The sequence below is a fragment of the Streptomyces sp. WAC 06738 genome (genome assembly GCF_003945505.1).
In the GTDB taxonomy this organism is placed as follows: Bacteria; Actinomycetota; Actinomycetes; order Streptomycetales; family Streptomycetaceae; genus Streptomyces.
Genome location: NZ_CP029618.1, coordinates 4,562,166 through 4,582,529, shown reverse-complemented (window position 1 = coordinate 4,582,529; position 20,364 = coordinate 4,562,166). Strand labels below are relative to the sequence as shown.

The window sequence follows — 20,364 nt, the reverse complement described above, 5'->3', positions numbered from 1 at the left end:
GTGGCCACCCCCACCATCGGCCGGACCGTGCACTACCGCCTCAGTGCAGACGACGCGGAGTGCATCAACCGGCGCCGCGGCGACGGCGCGACGTCCGGCGCCTCCCACGGTCATACCGGCTTCATCGTTCACGCCGGCAACCACGCCGCCGAGGGCCAGATCCTGCCCGCCGTCATCGTCCGTATCTGGGGCAAACCCGAGGACGGTGTCAACTTGCAAGTCAGCCTCGACGGCAACGACACCTACTGGGCCACCTCCCGCAAGGAAGGCCCTGACGTAGGCCAGTGGACCTGGCCGGAGCTGACCTGATGACCACCGCTCAGACATGCCCACGCCGCACTCACGAGATGGGCCCGTGGGAACGGGAGGAAGGACTGGACTCCTGGACCACCGGCCACGGAGTGATCGGGCAGGACAGCGTGGGCCTGTCCTGTTCGTTCTGCGGCTCTCTACACCCGGACAAATTCATGGCCCTGGTGCGCGAAGGGTGGATCGTCGGGCCGACCGACAAAACCTACAAGGTCTACCTCTCCCGCCCTCTCACCGACGAGGAGAAGGCCCAGCGCAAGGAACGCTGGATGGCCGGCTTCAGCCCCGAGGAAATCCAGGCGACCGCCAGCAAGCGGGGTGAGACACCGGAGCAGGCGAAGGCCGCGCTGGAGACCGCGTACGAATTGCAGGTCGCCCAGCTCGAAGGCGCCCACACGGAAGCGAAGTTCTACTTTCAGCACCTGTCCGAGGACCAGCGCCGCGAGTTCGTGGACCTGTACAACTCCCGCCAAATGAAGGTCGGTTATCCGGGACATTTCTACCAGCCGCCCTTCTTCATGCGGCCGGTACCCGGCACACGCAAGCAAGAGGAGCGTGAGTGATGGCCACCCCCCTGACCGCAGCCGCATTCCTCAACGCCCTGAGAGCCGAAGGACTTTCGGTCGTCGAGGTCGGCTCCTGGCGCACCCACAACCGCAACAGCAAGGGGGCGTGGGGCCCCGTCAACGGCGTCATCGTCCACCACACCGTCACCTCCGGCACCTCGAACACGGTCACCATCTGCCGCGACGGGTACACCGCCCTGCCCGGCCCGCTGTGTCACGGCGTCATCGGCAAGGACGGCGTGATCTACCTCGTCGGATACGGCCGTGCCAATCACGCCGGCGGCGGCGACAACAACGTCCTCCAGGCCGTCATCGCCGAGAACTACACCACCAACCCGCCCACCACTCACTACGGCCAGGGCGACTCCGGCGCAGTCGACGGCAACAGCCACTTCTACGGCTTCGAGTGCGAAAACCTCGGCAACGGCCAGGACCCCTGGCCGGCCAAGCAGATCGAGTCCATCGTGCGGGCCACCGCCGCAATCTGCCGGGCCCACGGCTGGCACGACAAGAGCGTCATCGGACACCTGGAATGGTCGAACCAGAAGTCGGACCCCAGGGGGTTCACGATGGCCTCCATCCGTACCCGCGTCGCCGAGCGCCTCAACCACGCCGCGAACTGGTCCCCCGCACCCCCCACACCCACGCCCACACCCACGCCCACTCCGACGCCCACCATCGACTCGCGGGTGGCAGCCCTTGAAAAGCTCGTCGCGGCGCAAGGCGCGCGGATCGCGGCTCTGGAAAAGAAAGTCGCCTAGAAATGACCGTCTACGACGTCTTGTGCGGCCTCTGGCGCACCACGGTCCCTCTCATCGTCGGCTGGGTGGTAGCGCTCCTCGCTCGCATCTACATCCACGTCGATGAACAGGCCCTCTCCCAGGCCCTCGTGGGCCTGTTCGCCCTCGTCTACTACGGCGTCTTCCGCCTGCTGGAGGCCAAGGTCCACCCCTCCTTCGGCTGGTTGCTGGGACTGGCCAGGCCGCCCACCTACCCCCAGCCCGATCCGACGGTGACTCCCTGGGGCAAGCCGCCGACCAGGCCGACTACCTGAACCATTTTTCGGGCCTTTAGGGTGACCGACGCCGGAACGCCCGTGGGATGGCCGGGGTCATGTCCCCGTTGAAAGGCCCATCGTGTCCCGGCCCAAGATCCCCGATATCTCCTGGCACGCCTGGCGCATCTCCGCAGTCCTCGCGACAGCCGTTCTCCTCATCCCGCTCGCACTGGTCAGATCCGCTGACGCGGACCCCACCATCACCAAGCCGCCCGAACGGCGAGGCCGAATCGCGCCGACACCGGCTCCGCTCCGTGTCCTGCTCGACAGCCCCCTCCACGTCGTTAGCTCGCTAAGGCACCAGGCCACCGCCAAGGCCCCCGCCCCGAGCAAGACCACAGCCCCGCCTCAACACAAGCCGCCGGCCACCCGCCCGAGCCCCCGGCCCACCGTCACCGCCACGGTCGCGAAACGCGTCAGCCGCTCCGGCGCCCGCCCAGCCCTCAAGGCCGCGCCCACACTCATCGGCGCCAGGAGCTACGCCCGCTCGCGAATGTCCTCCGCCCAGTACTCGTGCCTGAGCAACGTGGTCTACAGGGAAAGTAGCTGGGACCCCTTCGCCACAAACTCCAGCTCCGGCGCCTACGGCCTCTTCCAGGCCCTGCCCGGATCGAAGATGGAGTCAGCCGGCAGCGACTGGCGAACGAACCCCCTCACGCAAATGCGGTGGGGGATTTCTTATATGAACTCCAGGTACGGAAGCCCGTGCGATGCCTGGTATTTCTGGCAGAAAAATGGGTGGTATTAGCGTCCACACATGACGCAGATCCGCCTTCTCCTGTGCAGGGATTGCCACACCACAGAAGTCCTTCCCGCCTATGAGGGGGACCCTCGCGGAGACACGGTCCTCGAATACTCCGCAGCCAAGCACGCCTACCCTAACGGGGAGCGACACTTCGGCCGGCTCTACCCGATCGACGGCGTAGACGAGGACCGCTGGCATTCCTCATCCGAGATCCGTGAGGAAATCCTCAAGCGCGTATGGCAGGAAGAGGGCGCTACCGGCCTGGAGCCCTGGGTCTACCAGGCCGTCGACACGCTCAAGGCCGATGCAATGCAGTGCTGGCGCTCTCGCCACCGGCCGGAGACGTGCGCCGACTTCCATTCGGACAAGAAGCTCCTGACGCCTCCCACTGCCGCCGCCCGGAAGTCCGAAGGATTGCCGAAGTGGGACAAGTCCAACCCCGCCGGCCAGCGCTACCTCTGTGACTACTGCCCCATCCGCTCCGTCAACGAGCAGAAGGTGCGGCACAAGCTGGGACTGTACGAATGAGTCGCCGGCCGACCGGGCGCGACTGGGAGAAGCGATTCTTCGACAAGGTCGACAAGGGCACCGAATACGACGACTGCCACATCTGGCAAGGCGCCAAGGACGACTACGGCTACGGGAAATTCCGCCTCCCCAACGGCCACACAAAGGGCACCCACATCATCGCCTGGGAACTCGCCAACCAAAAGATCGTCCCGCCCGGCTGGCACGTCGACCACCGCTGCCGCATTCGCGCCTGCTGCAACCCCGACCATCTCGAACCGGTCCCGGCCACAGAGAACGTAGCCCGCGGCGAATCCTTCTCCGCCCGCAACGCACGCAAAACCCACTGCCCCAAAGGCCACGAATACACCGAGGAAAACACCCGCTGGCACTCCGGCCGGCGTGAATGCATCACCTGCATCCGAGCCCGCGACCGCGAACGGCGAGCAGCCAAACGCCTCGAAAAGCAGGACTCACCCTTCAGGTTCTAAAGGAGCGCAGGTGACCCGAACCAGAACCCACGTGTACGTCCAGTTCGCCAACCCCTATCTCATCTGCGAACGCTGCCACCAACCCGTACCGCGCTGGCACAACAACGACAAGTGCGGTTGCGACGAGAAGTGGTGGAACGAGCCCTGCGGTCACACCGCCGGCCTTTTCGACACGTGCCCCTCCTGGAGCCCGGTCGACGGCTGCCAGTGCACGGAAACGAACCCGCACCGAATTCCAGACGCAATCAGCTAGGAGCACCCATGCCTCTCGACGTGCCCACCGACACCGGCCGCAAGCCGATCAAGTGCCGCACCGCGTTTGTCGTCGTCCAGCACGAGAACGGCGAATGGGAAGCGGTGAGCGACCTGAGCACGGCCGTCAACCCCGAGCACACCGCGAGCGTCATCGAGATGAAGTTCGGCGCGAGCGAGGTCGTCAGCGACATCGAGGCCAGCAAGCAAGCCGCGATCACTGCACACCAGCTGATGGCCGTCACCGCGCAGATGCAGCAGGCCGCCCAACATCAGTCCCTCGCCGACCGACTCAAGCTCTAGGCCCAGCCGTGCTCGCCGCCGTCATGGTCGTCGAAGGCATCCTGCGTACCCCCGAGGGCGAGGGCCACTACGACACCGGCTGGAGCCTCTACCAGGCCCTGGCGAAGAACACACGCCTCTACCTGCTGTCCGCCGTCTGGACGGAAGAGCAGTCCCGGCTCTGGCTCGCCAAACGCGAACTCCGCGGCCACATCAACTACATCCACCAGCCCGCTGCCGGGCCGGCCGGCCGCCTCGAAGCCCTCGAACGCCTGCGGTCCTGGCGCGTGGGCCTGGTTCTCGAACCAGACCCCACCTGCGCCGCCGCCGAGCTTGACGCCGGCTGGAACACCGCGGTCATCACACACGCCGCATACAGCCAGCCCCAGTGGCGGCCCGACTACCCCGGCACGCCACGCCCCTGGGACGACCTCACCGAGGCCGTCGAGCGGCAGACCGAACTCCGCCTCACCCCCCACCGCACGGAGCAGCCATGACCACCCAGCACACCCAGTACCTCGTACGAAGCGACACCGACCTCGTGCGCTTCCACCTCGACCGCCACGAGGACATCACGGGCGTCAGCGGAGAAGGCACTGTGGCCGGCGGCGTGATCTTCCCCGACGGCACCGTAGCGATGCGCTGGAACACCGGCACCAAGTCGACCGCCATCTACGACTCCATCGACGACGTCGTAGCCATCCACGGCCACAACGGCGCCACCGTCGTCACCCTCATCGACAGCCGTGAGGCCGACGCCGAATGAGCATGTCGCGCAAGCACTACCGCGAAGCCGCCGCCGTCCTGCGCGCGGCCCTGCCGCCCAAAGGCAAGCGACAACCGACACGGACCCAGACCGTGCGTGAAGTCGCCGCCGGCCTGGCCTCCATGTTCGCCCAGGACAACATCCACTTCCGGCGCTCCACCTTCATGGACGCGATTTTCGAGGACGCCCCGTGATCTTCTACTTCGCGGGCGCGGAAATCCCCTCCCACCGCAACCTGCTCACCACCGAAAAGGTCCCCCACGTCGGCATGAGCTACATGGGACTGCGCCGACGGGTCAAGTTCTCCAAGCCCTGGCTCATCAACGACCACTACCCCCCGGAGCAGTCCGTATTTCTAGACAGTGGCTGTCACACCCTCAACCGGCCCGGCGTCGAGGTCACACCCGAGGAAATCCAGGAAATCGCCGACCACTACGACGCGTTCGTGGAACAGAACCTGGACCGCACCCAGGCATACACCGAATTCGACGCATTGCCCATGGGCCGCGACTGGATCGAAGCCCGCCGGCAGCACCTCGACACCGACAAGGCCATCGTCGTCTGGCATGAAGAGTGGGGCATCGACGCCCTCAAGCAGATGGCCAACCAGTACCCCTACATCGCCGTCGGCCAGGCCACCGTCGGCGACCGGGACATCGTCCCTCTGCTGCGCTCTATCAGCCGCACCATCCGACTGCACGGCATGGGCTTCTCCAGCCCACCCCTCATGCTCTCCGCGGACTGGTACTCCGTCTCTTCCACCACCTGGCTCAGCGCCGCACAGCACGGAGAGACCTTCATCTGGGCCGGCTCCGAGATGAAGCGCTATCCCACCCGCTACAAGGGCCAGGCCCGCAAGAGGCACCGCACTCTCATCACCGGCGCCGGCTTCGACATCGACAAGATCGAAGCCGACGACGCCACCGAGAACCTCCGCCTCAGCCTGTGGTCCTGGCAGCACCAGATCGCGCACATTTCACAGCGCCACGGAGACGCAGTAACTCCCACCCCCGAACAGGCCACACCCCGAAACGGGGAAAGGCACCTCGCATCAGTTACGGCGATCCGCCCAGAAACCGGGAACGAGGTAGCAACTCAACCCCCCACCGAACGAGTGAAGAAGCTCCTCCCCGGCATCGCCACCGAGGAGTTCGTCCACCGCTACACCGACCCCGAAACCGGGGAACGAAAGACGCGCACCGAACACCGCATCAACGCCGTCGACCCCAACATCCGGGTCTGCGACGGGTGCTTCCTCGCCAAAAAATGCCCCGAGTACCAGCCCGGGGAGTCCTGCGTCTACGAGATGCCAGTCAGGGTCAAAACCAAAGAGCAGTACATCGCCCTGCTCGACTCACTTATCACCATGCAAGCCATGCGCGTTTTCTCTATGCGCATGTCAGAGGAGGTAGAAGGCGGATACGCGGACCCGAACCTTTCCGGCGAGATGGATCGACTCGCCAAATACGTGAAGCTCAAGGCGGACATCGAGGAGGCGGGATTTACGTTCTCGATGAAGATGGCCGGCCGAGGAGAGGGGGCGGCCACCAACGAGGTCGGAATCATCTCCCGCCTCTTCGGATCACGCTCCGATGGGCCCCCCGCCCTCTCGCCGGCCGGGACAGTGTCAACCGAAGACGCCCTCAGCCAACTGGGCATCATGGACGCCGAAGTCGTCGAGGAGCCCGCGCCGAAGGAGTAACCCCCTCACCCTGCCCAAGGCCCGGAACGACCCTTGTGCCGTCGCCGGCGCCGCTTCGCTCGCTTCGCGCGCCTCGGCTCCGGCTCGGACATCAGCCAGTGGGCGAACCACAGGCACCCCGCGGACACAACCGCCGCGGTGACCACCGTCGAGACCGTGCTGTGGAACATGAACCCCACAACGGTCCCCAGGAACTCCAGAACGACCCCCACCACTGCCTGCCTCCAGACACGACAAAGCCCCGCCTCCCAACCGGAAACGGGGACCAGATGGCGACCGGCGCGACTACCGGTCGTTGTTCTTCGGGCAGCCCTCGTGCTCCCAGAAACAGCAGTGGAACGCGAAGAACGTGACCCCCTCATCCGGGGAGTTCAGGGCCAGGACCGCGTACGCGTTCACCAGTGCGCTCAGCACACCGCTCGGCTTCCAGCCCTTACGCCGCTGATCCGCCTGGAACTGGAAGACATCGCCCTTCTCCGTGATGGTCTTCGCCGCCCCCTGGGCCAGCGCCATCAGTTCGGCCTCACCCGCGCTGCTCAGCTCGGACATCCTCAGCGGGACCAGGCCGGCCAGCGCATGGCCCACGTTCTGCACGAACTCGTTGTCGTCCCACCGCGGGTCGTGCAAGCACGTGGCGTACCCCATCAGCCCGTGCGGTTTCCTCACTTCGTCGTCGGCCACGCCGACCTCCCTCCCTGTTTTCGGGCATGCAAAAGGCCCCGACTCCACACGGGAGCGGGGCCCTAAGAAATCGGCCGCGGTATCAGCCCTCGCGGCTCTGGTACTCCTTCACCACTTCCTCCGGCATCCCCTCGTACTCCGACGGGTCCGAGCCGTTGCGGACCAGCCAGTCCACGGCATGCTTGACCTCCAACTGCTCCACCTGGTCCGGCTGGCCCTGCCACTGCGAGGTGAAGCGCACGGCGAGCCGGCCCTTGGCCGTCACGTACAGCGTCTCGCGGCTGAACTCGTCACCGGTGGTCCTGGAGACGTTGTTGCTCTGACCGTCCAGGTCCGTCTCGTTCTCGACCTTCACCCGGACGTTCTCCGTGTCGAAGTACCAGGGCGAGAACTCCTCAGCCTCCTCCCCCTCCACACCGCGCCACCCGGTCACCGTCAGACGTGCCATGTCGAACTCCCTCTCTCTCTGCTTGGAGTTAGTGGTCTACCAGGGGTCACTGACAACGCCCCTTGAAATGCGAAAACCCCGCTGAAGCGGGGTCTGGTGGCTCTTGCGATCAGTCGGTCTGCATGACGGCAATCCACTGATCGGGTTCTGCCCCCGCCTCGGCGGCCTTCGGTGCCCAGTCCACGATGATCAGCTCCAGCTTCTTCGCCAGAAGACCGGCAGCCCACTTCTGTGCTCCGCCCAAGTCCTCCGGGTCAAGCGTCACGTTGATCGCCTGAACGAGGGCCGCGGAACCTTCGCCGATGCGCAGAGCCCACGTATGCACGTCGCCAACCCCCGCCTCGCCGAATGCGAGGCTCCAGCGGGTGTCATCCGACAGCGGCGCCTCACGGTTCGACGCGGACTGGCACGAGATGCACAACTGACCTGCTTGCCGATGCACTTCGTCGCACTTCGTGCATTCCTTGATCAGGTCAGTCCGCACGAGGAGATCCCGCAGGATCTCACCCTCCTCTTCCGTCTCAACGGCAGCCAGAAGCGCATCCACGGCCGCCGCCGCGCTCATGCTCTCCCCAGGAATCCCGCTCACCAAGCTCTCCCTCGCTATCTCTTCGGTGGCGCACAGCGTAGGCGCTCCCACTGACAAGGGCCCCCACCTCCCGAAGGAAGCAAGAGCCCCAGAATTTTTCGGCCGAGCCGCTCATGTGGGCTAGAACTGTGCGTCCTTACCCTCCCGGTAGTCGGCACAGCCCTCCACCCAGTCGTGCTTGCTCAGACCGTCGAGTTCGTCGGAGGGGAACTTCCCCCACAGCTCTTCGCAGTACGCCTTGTCGACGTCCCGGTCATCCTCGCTCGGCGGCAGCCAGGCGTCCCCAAAGGCGTGGTAGCCCGCCCTGTAGCTCTTCTCGTCCATGTCCGGACCGGAATCCGCCACGCCCATGTAGACGACCACTGCCACCGCGCTGAGTCCGATCAGCCACGCCAGGAAATGTCGGATTCCACGGTTCATTTCTTGTTCGCCTCCTTACTAATGAAAGTCGCCACCCATATGGCGCTACAACATGGAAACACCCGGGCCGGAGTCGTCGGGGGACAACACGATGGGGTACCCCAGATGCCGTACGGCCATGGGCCGTTGGAGTGCAGAGACGCCCTACATGGGGGCCTTGGAGGCGGTACGATCACCTGCCCTAGGGGTGGACTGGGGAGGGGCCTTGAGGGCTGGACGCGAGAGCGCCGACGTCATTTTTCTGCGCAACCAGGAGGAGATCCTGCGGGAGCGCAACGAGGCCGCGGCCCGGGTCACGGCCACAGGGGTCGAAGTGTGCTTCACGCCGCACCTGGCGGCGGCCGTCCTGGCGGCGTTCGCGGGACGCATGGACGAGGACGCTGATGCGATCCGTCGACTCTTGGGCGGGGACGGCGGCCGGGCGACGGCGACGGAGGACGAGCCGGCCGGAGACGGTCCGGAGGGGGCTGTCCCTCACGATGAGCTGGCCGCTAAGCGGCTTGAAGACGAAGAAACCGCAGGTCAGACGGTAGATCCGACGTCCCTTGAGTTCTGGTACGGTTCGTATTCACGTGCTGACCGCCCGGCCCGGAGGAACGCGAGAAACGCCACAGCAGCTCGGCCTCCGGCAGGACGACCGAGCCGCGGATGCGGTAGGGACCGGACATGTCTCCCATGATCCCGCGCGGGTGTTCGACCTGTCACGTCGTTTGCGCCACCCGGAAGTCGCCCGGAAGTGGCGGGGGTACGGTGCGTGGAACCGGGTGGGGCACACCGGCGTTGTGGTCCGTAGACGTGGCTCCGGCACGTGGAGCCAGAACCAGGAGGGGACTCCCCATGCCCGTAAGCCTGTCCAAGGGCGGCAACGTTTCGCTCACCAAGGAAGCCCCCGGGCTGACCGCCGTCACGGTCGGTCTCGGCTGGGACGTCCGCACGACGACGGGAGTGGACTTCGACCTGGACGCGAGCGCCATCGCGGTGAACGCCGAAGGCCGGGTCTTCTCCGACCAGCACTTCATCTTCTTCAACAACCGGCAGTCGCCGGACCAGACGATCGTGCACACCGGTGACAACGTCACCGGCGAGGGCGCGGGCGACGACGAGCAGATCAACGTCAACCTGGTCGGCCTGCCGCCCGAGATCGACAAGATCGTCTTCCCGGTCTCGATCTACGACGCCGAGACCCGCAGCCAGAACTTCGGCCAGGTGCGCAACGCGTTCATCCGCGTCGTGAACCAGGCCGGGGGCACGGAGATCGCCCGCTACGACCTCAGCGAGGACGCGGCGACGGAGACCGCGATGGTCTTCGGCGAGCTGTACCGCAACGGCGCGGAGTGGAAGTTCCGCGCGGTGGGCCAGGGCTACGCCTCGGGCCTGTCGGGCATCGCCCAGGACTTCGGCGTCAGCGTCTGACACACCGGGGTCCACGGGACCCCGCGGACGCGAAGCGGCCCGCCGCGCGCCAGCGCGGCGGGCCGCTCGCGGGTCGGGGCCGCCAACCGAAGCTCTCGGCGGGGCCGCCGCCTGCCGGCGGGCCGTGGAACCGCGTCGCCGGCCCCCGTTGCTCAGGGGCTTTTCCGCACGTCATCCACCGCCCGGACCTCCACGCCCACCTGGGCGGCGAAGGCCGGGGCGAGGGCGAGGAGTTGGTCGGGGCTGATGGTCGCGCCGGTCAGGCGGTCCACGCCGCGGTCGAGGGTGAGCTCCGAGGCGCGGCGCAGGTCGACGTCCTTCAGGTGGGCGCCGGAGAGGTCCGCGCGCTGGATCGCGCAGCCCTCGAACGCCACCCGCTCCAGCCGGGCGTCGCCGAAGTCCGGCTCCGTCAGCACGCAGTCCTCGAACACGACGTCCGTCAGCCGCGCCCCGCGCAGGTTGAGGAAGTCCGCCTTGCCGCCGCGCACCACCACCCGCTCCAGCGTCGCCCCGTGCAACTGCACGCCGCCCAGTCGCGTGTCCGTCAGCTCCACGTCCCGCAGCGTCGCCCCCGCCAGGTCCGTCCCCGCGCCGCGCACCTCCTCCAGCACCGAGTCGATCAGCCGCGCGGCCGGCAGCCGGGCCGCGTCCAGCACGCAGCGGCGCAGCGCGCAGTCCATGAAGCGGGCCCCCGCGCCGTCCGCCCCCGTCAGGTCGAGCCCGGCGAACTCCAGCGCGTCGTAGTCCCCGTCGGGCTCCAGGTCCGCCGTCCGGTACGTCCCCGCGGCGGCCTCCTCGCCCGCCCCGTACCGCTCCAGGGATGCCGGGAGCCGCACCGCGGGCCGCCGCGGCGCCTTGATCGTCTTCCGCCTCGTCATGCGGCCCATCGTGACCCACGGCACTGACACCGCGCCCGATGTCACATTCCCGCCCCCGGCCCTCGTCCTGTGATCAGAACGGCAATATCGCAGGTGAGGAGCACCACATGCGACGGATCTCCGTCATCGGCGGCGGGCTGGCCGGGCTCACCGCCGCCATCACCGCCGCCGAGGCCGGCGCCCGCGTCACCCTGTACGAGGCGCACCACACCGTCGGCGGGCGCGCCCGTACGGCCGACGCGCCCTACCGCACCAACGAGGGGCCGCACGCCCTCTACTACCGCGGCCCGCACTGGGCCTGGCTGAAGCGGCGCCACCTCCTCGGCCCGCTCGCCCCGATCCCGCCCCTGGAGGGCTCCCGGTTCCGCTTCCGCCGCGACGGCCGGCTGCGGAAGGTCCCGCCGGCCGCGATGCTGCGCCTGGTCCGCCGCCGCGAGGCGCCCGTGGACCGCGACTTCCACAGCTGGGCCGCGGAGATCGCCGGCGAGGCCGGCGCGCGGGCCGCCGCCCACTACAGCGCCGTCGCGATCTTCCACCACGACCCGGGCTCCCTGTCCGCCGCCTTCGTCCAGGAGCGGCTGCGCCGCACCACCGCGCTGCCGCCCGAGGCGCACTACCCGGCGGGCGGCTGGGGTTCCGTCGTCGACCGGATGGCGAGCATGGCGTGGAACCTCGGCGTACGGATCGAGATCGGCACCCGCGTCGCCGAGCTGCCGCGGGGCGGCCCCGTCGTCGTCGCCACCTCGCTGCCCGCCGCCCGCGCGCTCCTCGGCGACGCGTCGCTGACCTGGCACTCGGGCCGTACGGTCCTCCTCGACCTCGCCGTGCGCGAGCGCCGCGGCGACGCCTTCGTCGTCTCCGACCTCGACACCCCCGGCTGGGCGGAGCGCTTCTCCGCCGGGGACCCGTCGCTGGCCCCGGCCGGCGAACAGCTCATCCAGAGCCAGGTGCCGGTGGCCCCGGGGGAGAACAAGGCGGTGGGTGTCGCGCGGGCCGAGGAGCTGCTGGACCTGGGCTACCCGGGCTGGCGGGACCGTACGGTATGGCGCCGCGAGGCGCTGGCCGCGGGCCGCACGGGCGCGGTGGACCCGCCGGGCAGCACCTGGCGCGACCGGCCGGCGGTGGACCGGGGCGACGGGGTGTACCTGGCGGGGGACCAGGTGGCGGCGCCGGGTGTGCTGAGCGAGGTGGCGTTCGCGAGCGCGATCGAGGCGGTGCGGCTGGCGCTGCCGGAGGGGCGGCCGGCCGCGGCGGCGTAGCGGGGCGGGGCGCGGGGGCGTGCGCGGCTCCGGTGCGGCCCGAGGGCGGGGCCCCTTGACCTGAAGTTCTGTTCAAGTTGTCTGCTGGCCTCATGCACGCCATACGACTTCACGCCTTCGGCCCCGCCGAGAACCTCGTCTACGAGAAGACGGAAGACCCCGTACCCGGCCCCGGCCAGGTCCGTATCGCCGTCGCCGCCGCCGGGGTGCACCTCCTCGACACCTTCCTGCGCGCCGGTGAGACCGGCGGCCCCATGCCGCCCCCGACCTGCCCACGATCCCCGGCCGCGAGGTCGCCGGCACCGTCGAGTCCGTGGGCGACGGCGTAGACCCGGAGTGGCTGGGCCGCCGCGTCGTCGCGCACATCGGGCTCCGCCCCGGCGGCTACGCCGAGCTGACCGTCACCGAGGCCGAGCGGCTGCACGCGCTGCCCGACTCCCTCGACGCCGCGGAGGCCGTCGCGATGATCGGCACGGGGCGGACGACGATGGGCTTCCTGCACTTCGCCGAGGTGACGGCGGACGACGTCGTGATCGTCACGGCGGCCGCGGGCGGCGTCGGCTCGCTGCTGGTGCAGTACGCGCGGAACATCGGCGCGTACGCCGTGGGCCTGGCCGGCGGCCCGGAGAAGGTCGCGCGCGTACGGGACCTCGGCGCCGACGCCGCCGCCGACTACACCGAGCAGGACTGGCCCGACGCCGTACGCGCCGCCCTCGGCGACCGCCGGCCCACGGTGCTCCTCGACACCGTCGGCGGCGCCGCGGCCCGCACGGCGGCGGACTTCCTCGCGCCCGGCGGGCGGCACCTGGTGCTGGGCTGGTCGTCGGGGACGCCGCTGGAGTTCACGGAGGCGGAGCTGGCGGAGCGGGGCATCACGTCGGTCAACGTCCTCGGCCCCGACTGGCTCAGCCGCATCGGCGGCGACGACCCCCTGCGGCGCATGGAGGAGGCGGCGCTGACGGAGGCGGCGACGGGCCGCTGGACACCCCTGGTGCAGCGCTACCCGCTGGCACGGGCCGCCGAGGCCCACCGGGCGCTGGAGACGCGGGGAACGGTGGGGAAGGTCGTCCTGGAGCCGTAGAAGGCCCGGAGAGAGGAGCACCACGAGCCGGTCGCCGCGGCCGGAACCCTGCGCACCCGGCCGTGACCTCCGCGCGGCAGGACGTACGGTGCAGATCGTGGACGTAGATCGAGAGGGCGGGCCTCCGGGCCCGGCGGGGCCGCGGCTGCGGCCGCCGCACCACCGGGTGGACCGCCGGGCCGTCGCCTGGTGGCGTACGCGACTGCTGCTGGCGGCGGCCGTGCCGGTCGCGGTGCTGGGGGTGCTGGGCGCGTTCATCGGTCCCGCCAGGTTCTGGCTGCTGGCGGTGGCCGCGGGGGTCGCGGCGGCGGGGCTGGCGGCGGGCACGGGGCTGCCGCGGTGGTACTACCGCGTGCACCGGTGGGAGGTCACGGACGACGCGGTGTACGTCCGTACCGGCTACTTCTGGGTCGACTCCCGGATCGCGCCGATGTCGCGGATCCAGACGGTGGACACCGAACGGGGACCACTGCAGCGGGTGTTCGGTCTCGCGGCGGTGACGGTGACGACCGCGTCGGCGAAGGGCGCGCTGCGGATCGAGGCGCTGGACCACGAGGAAGCCGCGGAGCTGGCCGAGCAGTTGGCGCTGGCGACGCAGAAGACCCCGGGGGACGCGACGTGACGGACGCCGCCACGGGTACGGGGCCGGGCGTCCCCGGGGAGCGGCCCGCGGCGCCCGCGGGCGCCCCGGACCCGGCGCCCGCGGCCCCGCGTACCGAAGCAGCCGCCGGCTCTCCGGCCCCACCGGACCCCGCCCCCGACTGGCGCCGCCTCGACCGCCGTTCCCTCCTCGTCACCGCCCAGCTCCTCCTCGGCGCCGCCTTCGGCGCCGGCGTCCCCGTCGGCGCCGGGCTCGCCGCGCACCTCGACTTCCGCGCCGCCGTGGCCTGGGTGCTGGCCGGGTGCGTGCTGCTCCTCGGCGGCGGGCTCGCCGTGGACGTGCTGCGGCTGCGCCACACCCGCTACCGCGTCGGCGCCGAGCGCGTCGAGCTGCGTACCGGCGTGCTGTTCACCAGCCGGCGCTCCCTCCCCCGCGACCGGATCCGCACCGTCGACCTCACCGCGCATCCCCTCCTCCGCCTCCTCGGGCTGGTCAAGGTCCGTATCGGCACCGGCGACCAGACCGCCGCGGGCGAGTCCGCGCTGCAACTGACGCCGGTGCGGCGCGCGGAGGGCGAGTCGCTGCGCCGCGCGCTCCTCCGCCGCAACACGACGGCCGCACCGGCCGGCGACGACCCGCGGCTCGCCGTCCTCTCCCCCGGCTGGATCCGCTACGCGCCCCTCTCCTTCCTCACCCCTCTCCTGGCGCTCACCGGCTGGGGCGCGGTGATGCAGGTCAGCCAGTGGTTCGGTGCGGAGGAGACGGTGGTCGACTGGGTACGGAACACCTTCAGTCCGCTGCCCGCGCTCTGGACCGTGCTGGCGCTGGGGTCGATCGCGCTGGTGACCGGGTTCGTGGGGTCGCTCGGGGTGTGGACCGAGATGTGGTGGAGCTACCGGCTGGAGCGCGAGCCGGACGGCACGCTGCGCGTCCGCCGCGGGCTGCTCACCACCCGGTCGATATCGCTGGAGGAGGCGCGGCTGCGCGGCGTCGACGTCGTCGAGCCGCTGGGGGTGCGGCTGTCGGGCGCGGCCCGGGTGGAGGCGATCGCGACGGGACTGTCCCGCAAGGACCGTGAGGACGAAGACCTGAGCGCCCTGCTGCCCGCCGCCCCGCGCGCCGTGGTCGACGAGGTGACGGCCCGGGTGCTCCGCGCGCCCGTCACGCTCACCCGGCCGGAGCTGGCGCCGCACCCGCGGGCCGCGCTGGCGCGGCGGCTGCGGTGGTCGCTGGGCGCGGCGCTGGTGCCGGTCATGGTGCTGGTGGCGCTGGGGGCGGCGCTGCCGGTACGGGGGCTGGTGTACGCGGGGGCGGTGGCGGCCGCGGTGCTGCTGCCGGCGGCGGCGCTGCTGGCGCGGGACGCGTACCGGAGCCTGGGGCACGGGCTGGCGGGGCCGTATCTGGTCGTGCGCAGCGGCACCCTGCGGCGCTCGACGGTGGCGCTGCGGCGGGACGGGGTGGTCGGCTGGACGGTGCGGCAGTCGCTGTTCCAGCGGCGGGCGGGGCTGGTGACGCTGCGGGCGACGACGGCGGCCGGGGCGCAGGCGTACGCGGCGTACGACGTGGGGGAGGCGCAGGGGCTGCGGTTCGCGGCCGAGGCGGTGCCGGAGCTGCTGACGCCGTTCCTGGTCACGGGGGCCGCGGCGGACGGCCGGGCGCCCGGTCCCGTACCCGCGGAGGGGGATGCCCGGTGAGCGGTCTTGTCCAGACCAGTGGAGTCACGTGCGTACTTGTGGGGCCACACCCTCTTGACCGCGACCTGACAGCCGCTAAGGTCTAGACCAACACCCGGTCGCCGCACCGCAGTCGACGGCGCGCGAAGGCAGCGCAGCGGACGGTGACCCGCTGGACCACCCGTGGCCACATGCACGTCCTCCCATGTCACGCGAGCCCAGGAGTTGACATGCACACGAAACGAAGACTGGCGGCAGTGGTCGGCGCGGCGGTCGCCCCCGTCCTGGCCGTGAGCCTCCCCGCCCCGTCCGCGAGCGCACACGGCTGGGTCACGTCCCCGTCGAGCCGGCAGGACCAGTGCGCGCAGGCCGTCGTGAGCTGCGGGCAGATCAAGTACGAGCCGCAGAGCGTCGAGGGCCCGAAGGGCCTGACGAGCTGCAGCGGCGGCAACGGGCAGTTCGCCGAGCTGGACGACAACGGCAAGGGCTGGCGCGTCACCGGGGTCGGCAGCTCGACCACGTTCAGCTGGCACATCACCGCGCGCCACCGCACCAGCACGTGGCAGTACTTCATCGGCGGCACGAAGATCGCCGAGTTCAACGACGGCGGTGCCCAGCCCGCCGCCGACGTGTACCACAACGTGAACTTCGGCAACTTCACCGGCAAGCAGAAGGTCCTCGCCGTGTGGAACGTCTACGACACGCCCATGGCCTTCTACTCCTGCATCGACGTCAACATCGGCGGCGGCAGCGACCCGGGCCCGGGGCCCGGCCAGTGCGCCGCGACGCCCTGGAACGCGAGCTCCGTCTACAACGGCGGCAACACGGTCACCCACAACGGCCGTACCTGGCGCGCCAAGTGGTGGACCCAGGGCGAGACGCCGGGCGGCGGCAGCGGCGTGTGGGAGGACCTCGGCCCCTGCACGTAACCGTCCCGGCGCACCTGTACGGACCGCGCCCCGCCACCGCGAACGGCCCCCGGTGGCGGGGCGCACCGCGTGCCGGCGTACCGCCCCCTCCCCGAGCCGGGCCGGCCACAGGACTCCGGGGCCCGGCCCCCGGGAGCCCTCACCCGCCGGCCGGTCTCTCCCGCACCCACACGGTCACCCCGTGCCCCATGAACGTCTCCTCCCGCCGCGCCTCGAACCCCAGCCGCTCCGCCACCCGCGCCGACGCGGTGTTCGCCGGGCGGATCAGGGAGATGAAGTACTCCTCCGCCAGCGTCGCGAACCCCCACTCCAGGCACGCGCCGGCCGCCTCCGTCGCGTAGCCGTGGCCCCAGTGCTCCGCCGCCAGGGTCCAGCCGAGTTCCACCTCGTCCAGTTCTTCCCAGTAGTTCAGCCCCACCCGGCCGATGAACTCCCCGCTGGACTTCAGCTCGACGGCGCACAGCCCGTGCCCCCGTTCCGCCCACTGCCGCTCGATCGCGGCCAGCCGCGTCCGCGCCTGCTCGGGCGTGTACGCGCCCACGAACCTGTTCACCCGCTCATCCGCGTGCAGCGCCACAAACGCGTCGACGTCGGCATTCCCCGTCGTCAGCGGGCGCAGCAAGAGCCGTTCCGTCTCGATCATCCCGCCAGGTTAACCAGGCCGCCGCGCCACCACCGCGGTCACCGCGAGCGCCGTGTACCCCGTAGCGAACCGGCCCTCCGGCCCCTCGATCGCCGCCGCCGTCTCCCCCGTGTACAGTGGCCGTCGCCGTGTTCGTCTGCGGAGAGAGAAGAGAGAGGGAGGTGAGGTTGATGACCGCGCTCAAGGCCACCGTGCGCAGCGTCCGGGTCTCCCTCACGTCCCGGGCCGTGGCCTGACCTCTCTCCCACCCCCGCCCACGCCAGGAGCGTGAGCCCGCGGGGCGTCCACGAACACGACCATCGAAACGGATCCCTCTCCATCATGGCCAACACCATGGGCAACACCGGCAGCACCTCCTGGATCACGCGCGCCGAGACCCGCGCCGACATCCCCGTCATCCGCGAGATCACCCTCGCCGCCTTCGGCCGCGCGCACGAGGCCGACATCGTCGACAAGCTGCGCGCCGACGAGTCCGCCTGGATCGAGGGCCTCTCCCTCGTCGTCACGGAGCCCGAAGCGGCGGACGACACCACCGGCGCAGCGCTCCTCGGGCACATCCTGCTCACCCGCGGCCACATCGGCGACACCCCCGCGCTCTGCCTCGGGCCCGTCTCCGTGCGGCCCGAGCGGCAGCGTGACGGGGTGGGTTCCGTGGCTATGCGGGCCGCGCTGGCGGCGGCCGCGGCACGGGGCGAGCGGTACGTCGTCCTCGTCGGGCACCCGGAGTACTACCCGCGGTTCGGGTTCACCCGGGCGTCCGCGTACGGCATCCGGCTCAGCGTCGAGGTGCCGGACGACGCGCTGATGGCCCTCGCGCTCGACGAGGCCCACCCGCTGCCCGGCGGCATGATCCGCTGGCCGGCGGCGTTCGGTATCTGATCACCACCGGTACGGGGCCGGGCGCGGCCCGCGCCCGGCCCCGTACCGCCACCGGCCCCGCTCAGGCCGGCTTGCGCGCCTCGAAGAGCGTCCGCGAGCTGTGCGCGACGAACGGGCCCTCCGCCGCGATGAGTTCGTGCATCTCGCGCAGCCTCGTGCGGTACGCCGCGACGGTGAAGCCCGGCACCATCCAGATCACCTTCCGCAGGAAGTACGCGACCGCGCCCACGTCGTGGAACTCCATCCGCAGCCGCTCGGTCCGCACGTCCGTGATCTCCAGCCCGGCCGCCTCCGCCTCCGCCCGCTCCCGCCGCGGATCGCGGCCCCGCCGCGTCTCCTCGGGCTGCGGCCCGAGGAAGTACTCGACCAGCTCGAAGACGCTCGCGGGGCCCACGTGCTGGGCGAAGTACGTCCCGCCGGGGCGCAGGACGCGGGCGATCTCCCCGAAGTACGGCTTCACCGGATGCCGGCTGACCACCAGGTCGAACGCGCCGTCCGCGAACGGCAGCGGCGGCTCCTCCGGCGCGGCGACCACCACCGTGCCGAGGGGGTGCAGCAGGGCCGTGGCCTTGGCCACGTTGGGCGGCCACGCCTCGGTGGCCACGGAGAGCGCCGGCCGTGCCGGCACCCCGGCGAGCACTTCGCCGCCGCCGGTCTGGATGTCCAGCGACGCGCTCGCGGCGGCCATGCGGGCGCCCATGGCCCGCTGGTAGCCCCAGGAGGGCCGGGCCTCGGTGGCGCGGCCCTCGAACCAGGAGAAGTCCCAGCCCTCGGTGGGGGTCGCGGCGGCTTCGTCGAGGAGGCGGTCGAACTCGGCGTCGGCGGAGGGGTCGGGGGTCGGGTCGGTGGTCATGCCGTGATCGTCGCAAAGTCAGCCGGCGGCGGCGACCGCATTACCGCGCCGCCGTGCCCGCCGCCCGTGCCCGCGCCCGCGCCCCCGCCGGAAGGCTCCACACCTGCCCCCCGACTCCCCCCGCACGGACGGTCGTTCGGAAGTCCGCGTGGGGCCCTCGCTTTCCACGGTCTGCCTCGTGTATGCATGCCGCAGCGCACTCCGGCGTGACAAATTGTCGTCACGCCGAAGTTCACCCTGCCGTGGCGACGGCGCGGAACCATGGGGCCGGTTACCGTCGGCCCCTCGTGGCACACCGCTCGAACAGGAGGCTCGCCGTGCACACCAACGAAATGGGAGTCTTCGGGGTCTCCGCCGCCGAGGAACAGCTCTACCGGCATTTCCTCCGGAACCCCGATTCATCCTCCGAAGGCGTCCACGTGAAGCTCGGCATCGACCGGCAGGAAACGGAAGAGGCCATGGCCCGCCTGATCCGGCTGCGGCTCCTCAGACCCGGGGATCGGCCGGGGTGGTTCGTCCCGGTCGATCCGGAGCAGGCCGTGGCGCGGCTCACCGAGATGCGGCTGCGTGAGATGTACCAGGAGATCCAGCGGCTCACCCAGAGCCGGCACGTGCTGACGACGCTCCGCGCGGAGACCGCGGCACCGGCGGACGGCGGCGGCCAGGCGGGCGCGTACGGCGGTGAGCACGGGGTCGAGGAGATCGACGACCGGAAGGCCCTGAGCAACAAGATGGAGGAGCTGGTCTTCTTCGCCCGGGAGGAGATCGCCTCCGTCGAGCCGGGCTACCACCTGATGAGCGAAGCGGTCCTGAAGCGGCGCGCGGTGGAGTGGCGGGCGCTGAAGCGCGGGGTGCGGCGGCGGCTGGTGCTGCCCGCGGACATGCTGCGGCACCCGCGGGTCGCGGGACACGTGCGGGAGCTGCTGGCCCGGGGCGGCGAGGTGCGGGTGGTCGAGGAGATCTCGGACCAGCTCGCCGTGTACGACGGGCGGGTGGCCCTCATGCCCAAGGACCCGAAGAACCTCGAAGAGGGCGCGCTGCTGGTACGGGGGCGGGGGCTGGTCAGCACCCTGTCGGGGCTCTTCGAGAAGGTGTGGGAGCAGGCCGAGGACGTCTCCGTCGAGCTGCGCGAGCCCGTGGAGCCGGAGCCGGAGCTGTCGGAGGCGGAGCTGCGGGTGCTGCGGATGATGTGCGAGGTGGGCAAGGACGAGACGGGGGCCAGGGACCTGGGTGTCTCCGTGCGTACGTACCGGAGGCACATCGCCGACGTGCTGCGGGTCCTCGGCGCCTCCACGCGGGCGCAGGCCGCGCTCCTCGCCCGCGAGCGCGGGTGGGTGTGA

The 20,364-nt window shown here is 70.5% G+C and carries 26 protein-coding genes and 2 pseudogenes; 20 read left to right on the top strand and 8 right to left on the bottom strand.

Going from position 1 to position 20,364, the window contains the following annotated elements:
- From DMB38_RS20005 to DMB38_RS19950, 12 genes are all read left to right on the top strand, one after another.
- Positions 1 to 309 (top strand): hypothetical protein, encoded by a 309-nt coding sequence (locus tag DMB38_RS20005; RefSeq protein WP_125936326.1) that lies wholly within the window; start codon positions 1 to 3, stop codon positions 307 to 309.
- Positions 309 to 872 carry a hypothetical protein gene (locus tag DMB38_RS20000; protein WP_125936325.1) on the top strand — a complete coding sequence of 188 codons (564 nt, stop codon included), beginning with the start codon at positions 309 to 311 and terminating at the stop codon, positions 870 to 872. Before DMB38_RS20005 ends, DMB38_RS20000 begins: the two co-directional genes overlap by 1 nt.
- On the top strand, positions 872 to 1,636 hold the full coding sequence (locus tag DMB38_RS19995) for a peptidoglycan recognition family protein (RefSeq protein WP_125936324.1): 765 nt from the start codon (positions 872 to 874) through the stop codon (positions 1,634 to 1,636). The genes DMB38_RS20000 and DMB38_RS19995 overlap by 1 nt, the downstream gene beginning before the upstream one ends.
- A gap of 65 nt (positions 1,637 to 1,701) precedes the next feature.
- Entirely contained in the window at positions 1,702 to 1,929 is a 228-nt protein-coding gene (locus tag DMB38_RS19990; protein ID WP_125936323.1) for a hypothetical protein, read from the top strand.
- A gap of 496 nt (positions 1,930 to 2,425) precedes the next feature.
- The gene (locus DMB38_RS19985; RefSeq protein ID WP_125939154.1) at positions 2,426 to 2,680 is read left to right on the top strand and encodes a transglycosylase SLT domain-containing protein; all 255 of its coding nucleotides are present in this window, start codon (positions 2,426 to 2,428) and stop codon (positions 2,678 to 2,680) included.
- 9 nt (positions 2,681 to 2,689) lie between these two features.
- Complete coding sequence (locus DMB38_RS19980) at positions 2,690 to 3,205, top strand: hypothetical protein (protein ID WP_125936322.1); 516 nt, start codon at positions 2,690 to 2,692, stop codon at positions 3,203 to 3,205.
- Positions 3,202 to 3,675, top strand: coding sequence for an HNH endonuclease signature motif containing protein (locus DMB38_RS19975; protein ID WP_125936321.1), 474 nt, complete (start codon positions 3,202 to 3,204; stop codon positions 3,673 to 3,675). The genes DMB38_RS19980 and DMB38_RS19975 overlap by 4 nt, the downstream gene beginning before the upstream one ends.
- 261 nt (positions 3,676 to 3,936) lie before the next feature.
- Positions 3,937 to 4,230 (top strand): hypothetical protein, encoded by a 294-nt coding sequence (locus DMB38_RS19970; protein WP_125936320.1) that lies wholly within the window; start codon positions 3,937 to 3,939, stop codon positions 4,228 to 4,230.
- An 8-nt stretch (positions 4,231 to 4,238) separates the two neighbouring features.
- Complete coding sequence (locus tag DMB38_RS19965) at positions 4,239 to 4,706, top strand: hypothetical protein (RefSeq protein WP_125936319.1); 468 nt, start codon at positions 4,239 to 4,241, stop codon at positions 4,704 to 4,706.
- The gene (locus DMB38_RS19960) at positions 4,703 to 4,975 is read left to right on the top strand and encodes a hypothetical protein (RefSeq protein ID WP_125936318.1); all 273 of its coding nucleotides are present in this window, start codon (positions 4,703 to 4,705) and stop codon (positions 4,973 to 4,975) included. The genes DMB38_RS19965 and DMB38_RS19960 overlap by 4 nt, the downstream gene beginning before the upstream one ends.
- Positions 4,976 to 4,977: 2 nt before the next feature.
- Positions 4,978 to 5,169: a hypothetical protein gene (locus tag DMB38_RS19955; protein WP_125936317.1), complete on the top strand. Its 192-nt coding sequence runs from the start codon at positions 4,978 to 4,980 to the stop codon at positions 5,167 to 5,169.
- Complete coding sequence (locus tag DMB38_RS19950; protein WP_125936316.1) at positions 5,166 to 6,677, top strand: hypothetical protein; 1,512 nt, start codon at positions 5,166 to 5,168, stop codon at positions 6,675 to 6,677. The genes DMB38_RS19955 and DMB38_RS19950 overlap by 4 nt, the downstream gene beginning before the upstream one ends.
- 285 nt (positions 6,678 to 6,962) lie before the next feature.
- Here DMB38_RS19950 and DMB38_RS19945 read toward each other — a convergent pair whose 3' ends face one another.
- From DMB38_RS19945 to DMB38_RS19925, 5 genes and pseudogenes are all read right to left on the bottom strand, one after another.
- Entirely contained in the window at positions 6,963 to 7,358 is a 396-nt protein-coding gene (locus DMB38_RS19945) for a hypothetical protein (protein ID WP_125936315.1), read from the bottom strand.
- A gap of 82 nt (positions 7,359 to 7,440) precedes the next feature.
- Complete coding sequence (locus DMB38_RS19940; RefSeq protein WP_125936314.1) at positions 7,441 to 7,806, bottom strand: hypothetical protein; 366 nt, start codon at positions 7,804 to 7,806, stop codon at positions 7,441 to 7,443.
- Between the two features lie 109 nt (positions 7,807 to 7,915).
- Complete coding sequence (locus tag DMB38_RS19935; RefSeq protein ID WP_125936313.1) at positions 7,916 to 8,395, bottom strand: hypothetical protein; 480 nt, start codon at positions 8,393 to 8,395, stop codon at positions 7,916 to 7,918.
- Positions 8,396 to 8,515: 120 nt separating this feature from the next.
- Positions 8,516 to 8,815: a hypothetical protein gene (locus DMB38_RS19930; RefSeq protein ID WP_125936312.1), complete on the bottom strand. Its 300-nt coding sequence runs from the start codon at positions 8,813 to 8,815 to the stop codon at positions 8,516 to 8,518.
- Positions 8,816 to 9,360: 545 nt separating this feature from the next.
- Positions 9,361 to 9,492, bottom strand: a pseudogene (locus DMB38_RS19925) (aminoacyl-tRNA hydrolase); the annotation flags it as partial.
- A 160-nt stretch (positions 9,493 to 9,652) separates the two neighbouring features.
- Between DMB38_RS19925 and DMB38_RS19920 the strand changes: the two are divergent.
- The gene (locus tag DMB38_RS19920; protein ID WP_047017323.1) at positions 9,653 to 10,228 is read left to right on the top strand and encodes a TerD family protein; all 576 of its coding nucleotides are present in this window, start codon (positions 9,653 to 9,655) and stop codon (positions 10,226 to 10,228) included.
- A 152-nt stretch (positions 10,229 to 10,380) separates the two neighbouring features.
- Here DMB38_RS19920 and DMB38_RS19915 read toward each other — a convergent pair whose 3' ends face one another.
- Entirely contained in the window at positions 10,381 to 11,106 is a 726-nt protein-coding gene (locus DMB38_RS19915) for a pentapeptide repeat-containing protein (protein ID WP_240662385.1), read from the bottom strand.
- A gap of 107 nt (positions 11,107 to 11,213) precedes the next feature.
- Here DMB38_RS19915 and DMB38_RS19910 point away from each other — a divergent pair, with 107 nt between their 5' ends.
- The 5 genes and pseudogenes from DMB38_RS19910 (at position 11,214) to DMB38_RS19890 (ending at position 16,649) form a co-directional block, all read left to right on the top strand.
- A complete protein-coding gene (locus DMB38_RS19910; RefSeq protein ID WP_125936311.1) occupies positions 11,214 to 12,365 on the top strand; it encodes an FAD-dependent oxidoreductase in 1,152 nt (383 codons plus the stop codon).
- Positions 12,366 to 12,457: 92 nt separating this feature from the next.
- Positions 12,458 to 13,446 (top strand): annotated as a pseudogene (locus DMB38_RS19905) (zinc-binding dehydrogenase).
- Between the two features lie 88 nt (positions 13,447 to 13,534).
- Positions 13,535 to 14,068 (top strand): PH domain-containing protein, encoded by a 534-nt coding sequence (locus DMB38_RS19900; protein WP_125936310.1) that lies wholly within the window; start codon positions 13,535 to 13,537, stop codon positions 14,066 to 14,068.
- Positions 14,065 to 15,741, top strand: coding sequence for a PH domain-containing protein (locus tag DMB38_RS19895; protein ID WP_125936309.1), 1,677 nt, complete (start codon positions 14,065 to 14,067; stop codon positions 15,739 to 15,741). Before DMB38_RS19900 ends, DMB38_RS19895 begins: the two co-directional genes overlap by 4 nt.
- Positions 15,742 to 15,950: 209 nt before the next feature.
- The gene (locus DMB38_RS19890) at positions 15,951 to 16,649 is read left to right on the top strand and encodes a lytic polysaccharide monooxygenase (protein ID WP_125936308.1); all 699 of its coding nucleotides are present in this window, start codon (positions 15,951 to 15,953) and stop codon (positions 16,647 to 16,649) included.
- A 139-nt stretch (positions 16,650 to 16,788) separates the two neighbouring features.
- On the opposite strand, the gene DMB38_RS19885 is transcribed toward DMB38_RS19890, so the two are convergent.
- The gene (locus DMB38_RS19885) at positions 16,789 to 17,292 is read right to left on the bottom strand and encodes a GNAT family N-acetyltransferase (protein WP_125936307.1); all 504 of its coding nucleotides are present in this window, start codon (positions 17,290 to 17,292) and stop codon (positions 16,789 to 16,791) included.
- 333 nt (positions 17,293 to 17,625) lie between these two features.
- Here DMB38_RS19885 and DMB38_RS19880 point away from each other — a divergent pair, with 333 nt between their 5' ends.
- Positions 17,626 to 18,171, top strand: coding sequence for an N-acetyltransferase (locus DMB38_RS19880; RefSeq protein WP_125939152.1), 546 nt, complete (start codon positions 17,626 to 17,628; stop codon positions 18,169 to 18,171).
- A 61-nt stretch (positions 18,172 to 18,232) separates the two neighbouring features.
- On the opposite strand, the gene DMB38_RS19875 is transcribed toward DMB38_RS19880, so the two are convergent.
- The gene (locus tag DMB38_RS19875; protein WP_125936306.1) at positions 18,233 to 19,024 is read right to left on the bottom strand and encodes a class I SAM-dependent methyltransferase; all 792 of its coding nucleotides are present in this window, start codon (positions 19,022 to 19,024) and stop codon (positions 18,233 to 18,235) included.
- A gap of 317 nt (positions 19,025 to 19,341) precedes the next feature.
- Between DMB38_RS19875 and DMB38_RS19870 the strand changes: the two genes are divergently transcribed.
- Positions 19,342 to 20,364, top strand: a complete 1,023-nt coding sequence (locus tag DMB38_RS19870; RefSeq protein ID WP_240662384.1) for a hypothetical protein — start codon at positions 19,342 to 19,344, stop codon at positions 20,362 to 20,364.

Bases quoted from the DNA above. Each gene is read 5' to 3' on its own strand.
- DMB38_RS19970 (WP_125936320.1), top strand. From the start codon at position 3,937: ATGCCTCTCGACGTGCCCACCGACACCGGCCGCAAGCCGATCAAGTGC.
- DMB38_RS19920 (WP_047017323.1), top strand. From the start codon at position 9,653: ATGCCCGTAAGCCTGTCCAAGGGCGGCAACGTTTCGCTCACCAAGGAA.
- DMB38_RS19960 (WP_125936318.1), top strand. From the start codon at position 4,703: ATGACCACCCAGCACACCCAGTACCTCGTACGAAGCGACACCGACCTC.
- DMB38_RS19890 (WP_125936308.1), top strand. From the start codon at position 15,951: ATGCACACGAAACGAAGACTGGCGGCAGTGGTCGGCGCGGCGGTCGCC.
- DMB38_RS19880 (WP_125939152.1), top strand. From the start codon at position 17,626: ATGGGCAACACCGGCAGCACCTCCTGGATCACGCGCGCCGAGACCCGC.
- DMB38_RS19985 (WP_125939154.1), top strand. From the start codon at position 2,426: ATGTCCTCCGCCCAGTACTCGTGCCTGAGCAACGTGGTCTACAGGGAA.
- DMB38_RS19980 (WP_125936322.1), top strand. From the start codon at position 2,690: ATGACGCAGATCCGCCTTCTCCTGTGCAGGGATTGCCACACCACAGAA.
- DMB38_RS19955 (WP_125936317.1), top strand. From the start codon at position 4,978: ATGTCGCGCAAGCACTACCGCGAAGCCGCCGCCGTCCTGCGCGCGGCC.
- DMB38_RS19915 (WP_240662385.1), bottom strand. From the start codon at position 11,106: ATGACGAGGCGGAAGACGATCAAGGCGCCGCGGCGGCCCGCGGTGCGG.
- DMB38_RS19875 (WP_125936306.1), bottom strand. From the start codon at position 19,024: ATGACCACCGACCCGACCCCCGACCCCTCCGCCGACGCCGAGTTCGAC.
- DMB38_RS20000 (WP_125936325.1), top strand. From the start codon at position 309: ATGACCACCGCTCAGACATGCCCACGCCGCACTCACGAGATGGGCCCG.
- DMB38_RS19940 (WP_125936314.1), bottom strand. From the start codon at position 7,806: ATGGCACGTCTGACGGTGACCGGGTGGCGCGGTGTGGAGGGGGAGGAG.
- DMB38_RS19975 (WP_125936321.1), top strand. From the start codon at position 3,202: ATGAGTCGCCGGCCGACCGGGCGCGACTGGGAGAAGCGATTCTTCGAC.
- DMB38_RS19930 (WP_125936312.1), bottom strand. From the start codon at position 8,815: ATGAACCGTGGAATCCGACATTTCCTGGCGTGGCTGATCGGACTCAGC.
- DMB38_RS19910 (WP_125936311.1), top strand. From the start codon at position 11,214: ATGCGACGGATCTCCGTCATCGGCGGCGGGCTGGCCGGGCTCACCGCC.
- DMB38_RS19995 (WP_125936324.1), top strand. From the start codon at position 872: ATGGCCACCCCCCTGACCGCAGCCGCATTCCTCAACGCCCTGAGAGCC.
- DMB38_RS19885 (WP_125936307.1), bottom strand. From the start codon at position 17,292: ATGATCGAGACGGAACGGCTCTTGCTGCGCCCGCTGACGACGGGGAAT.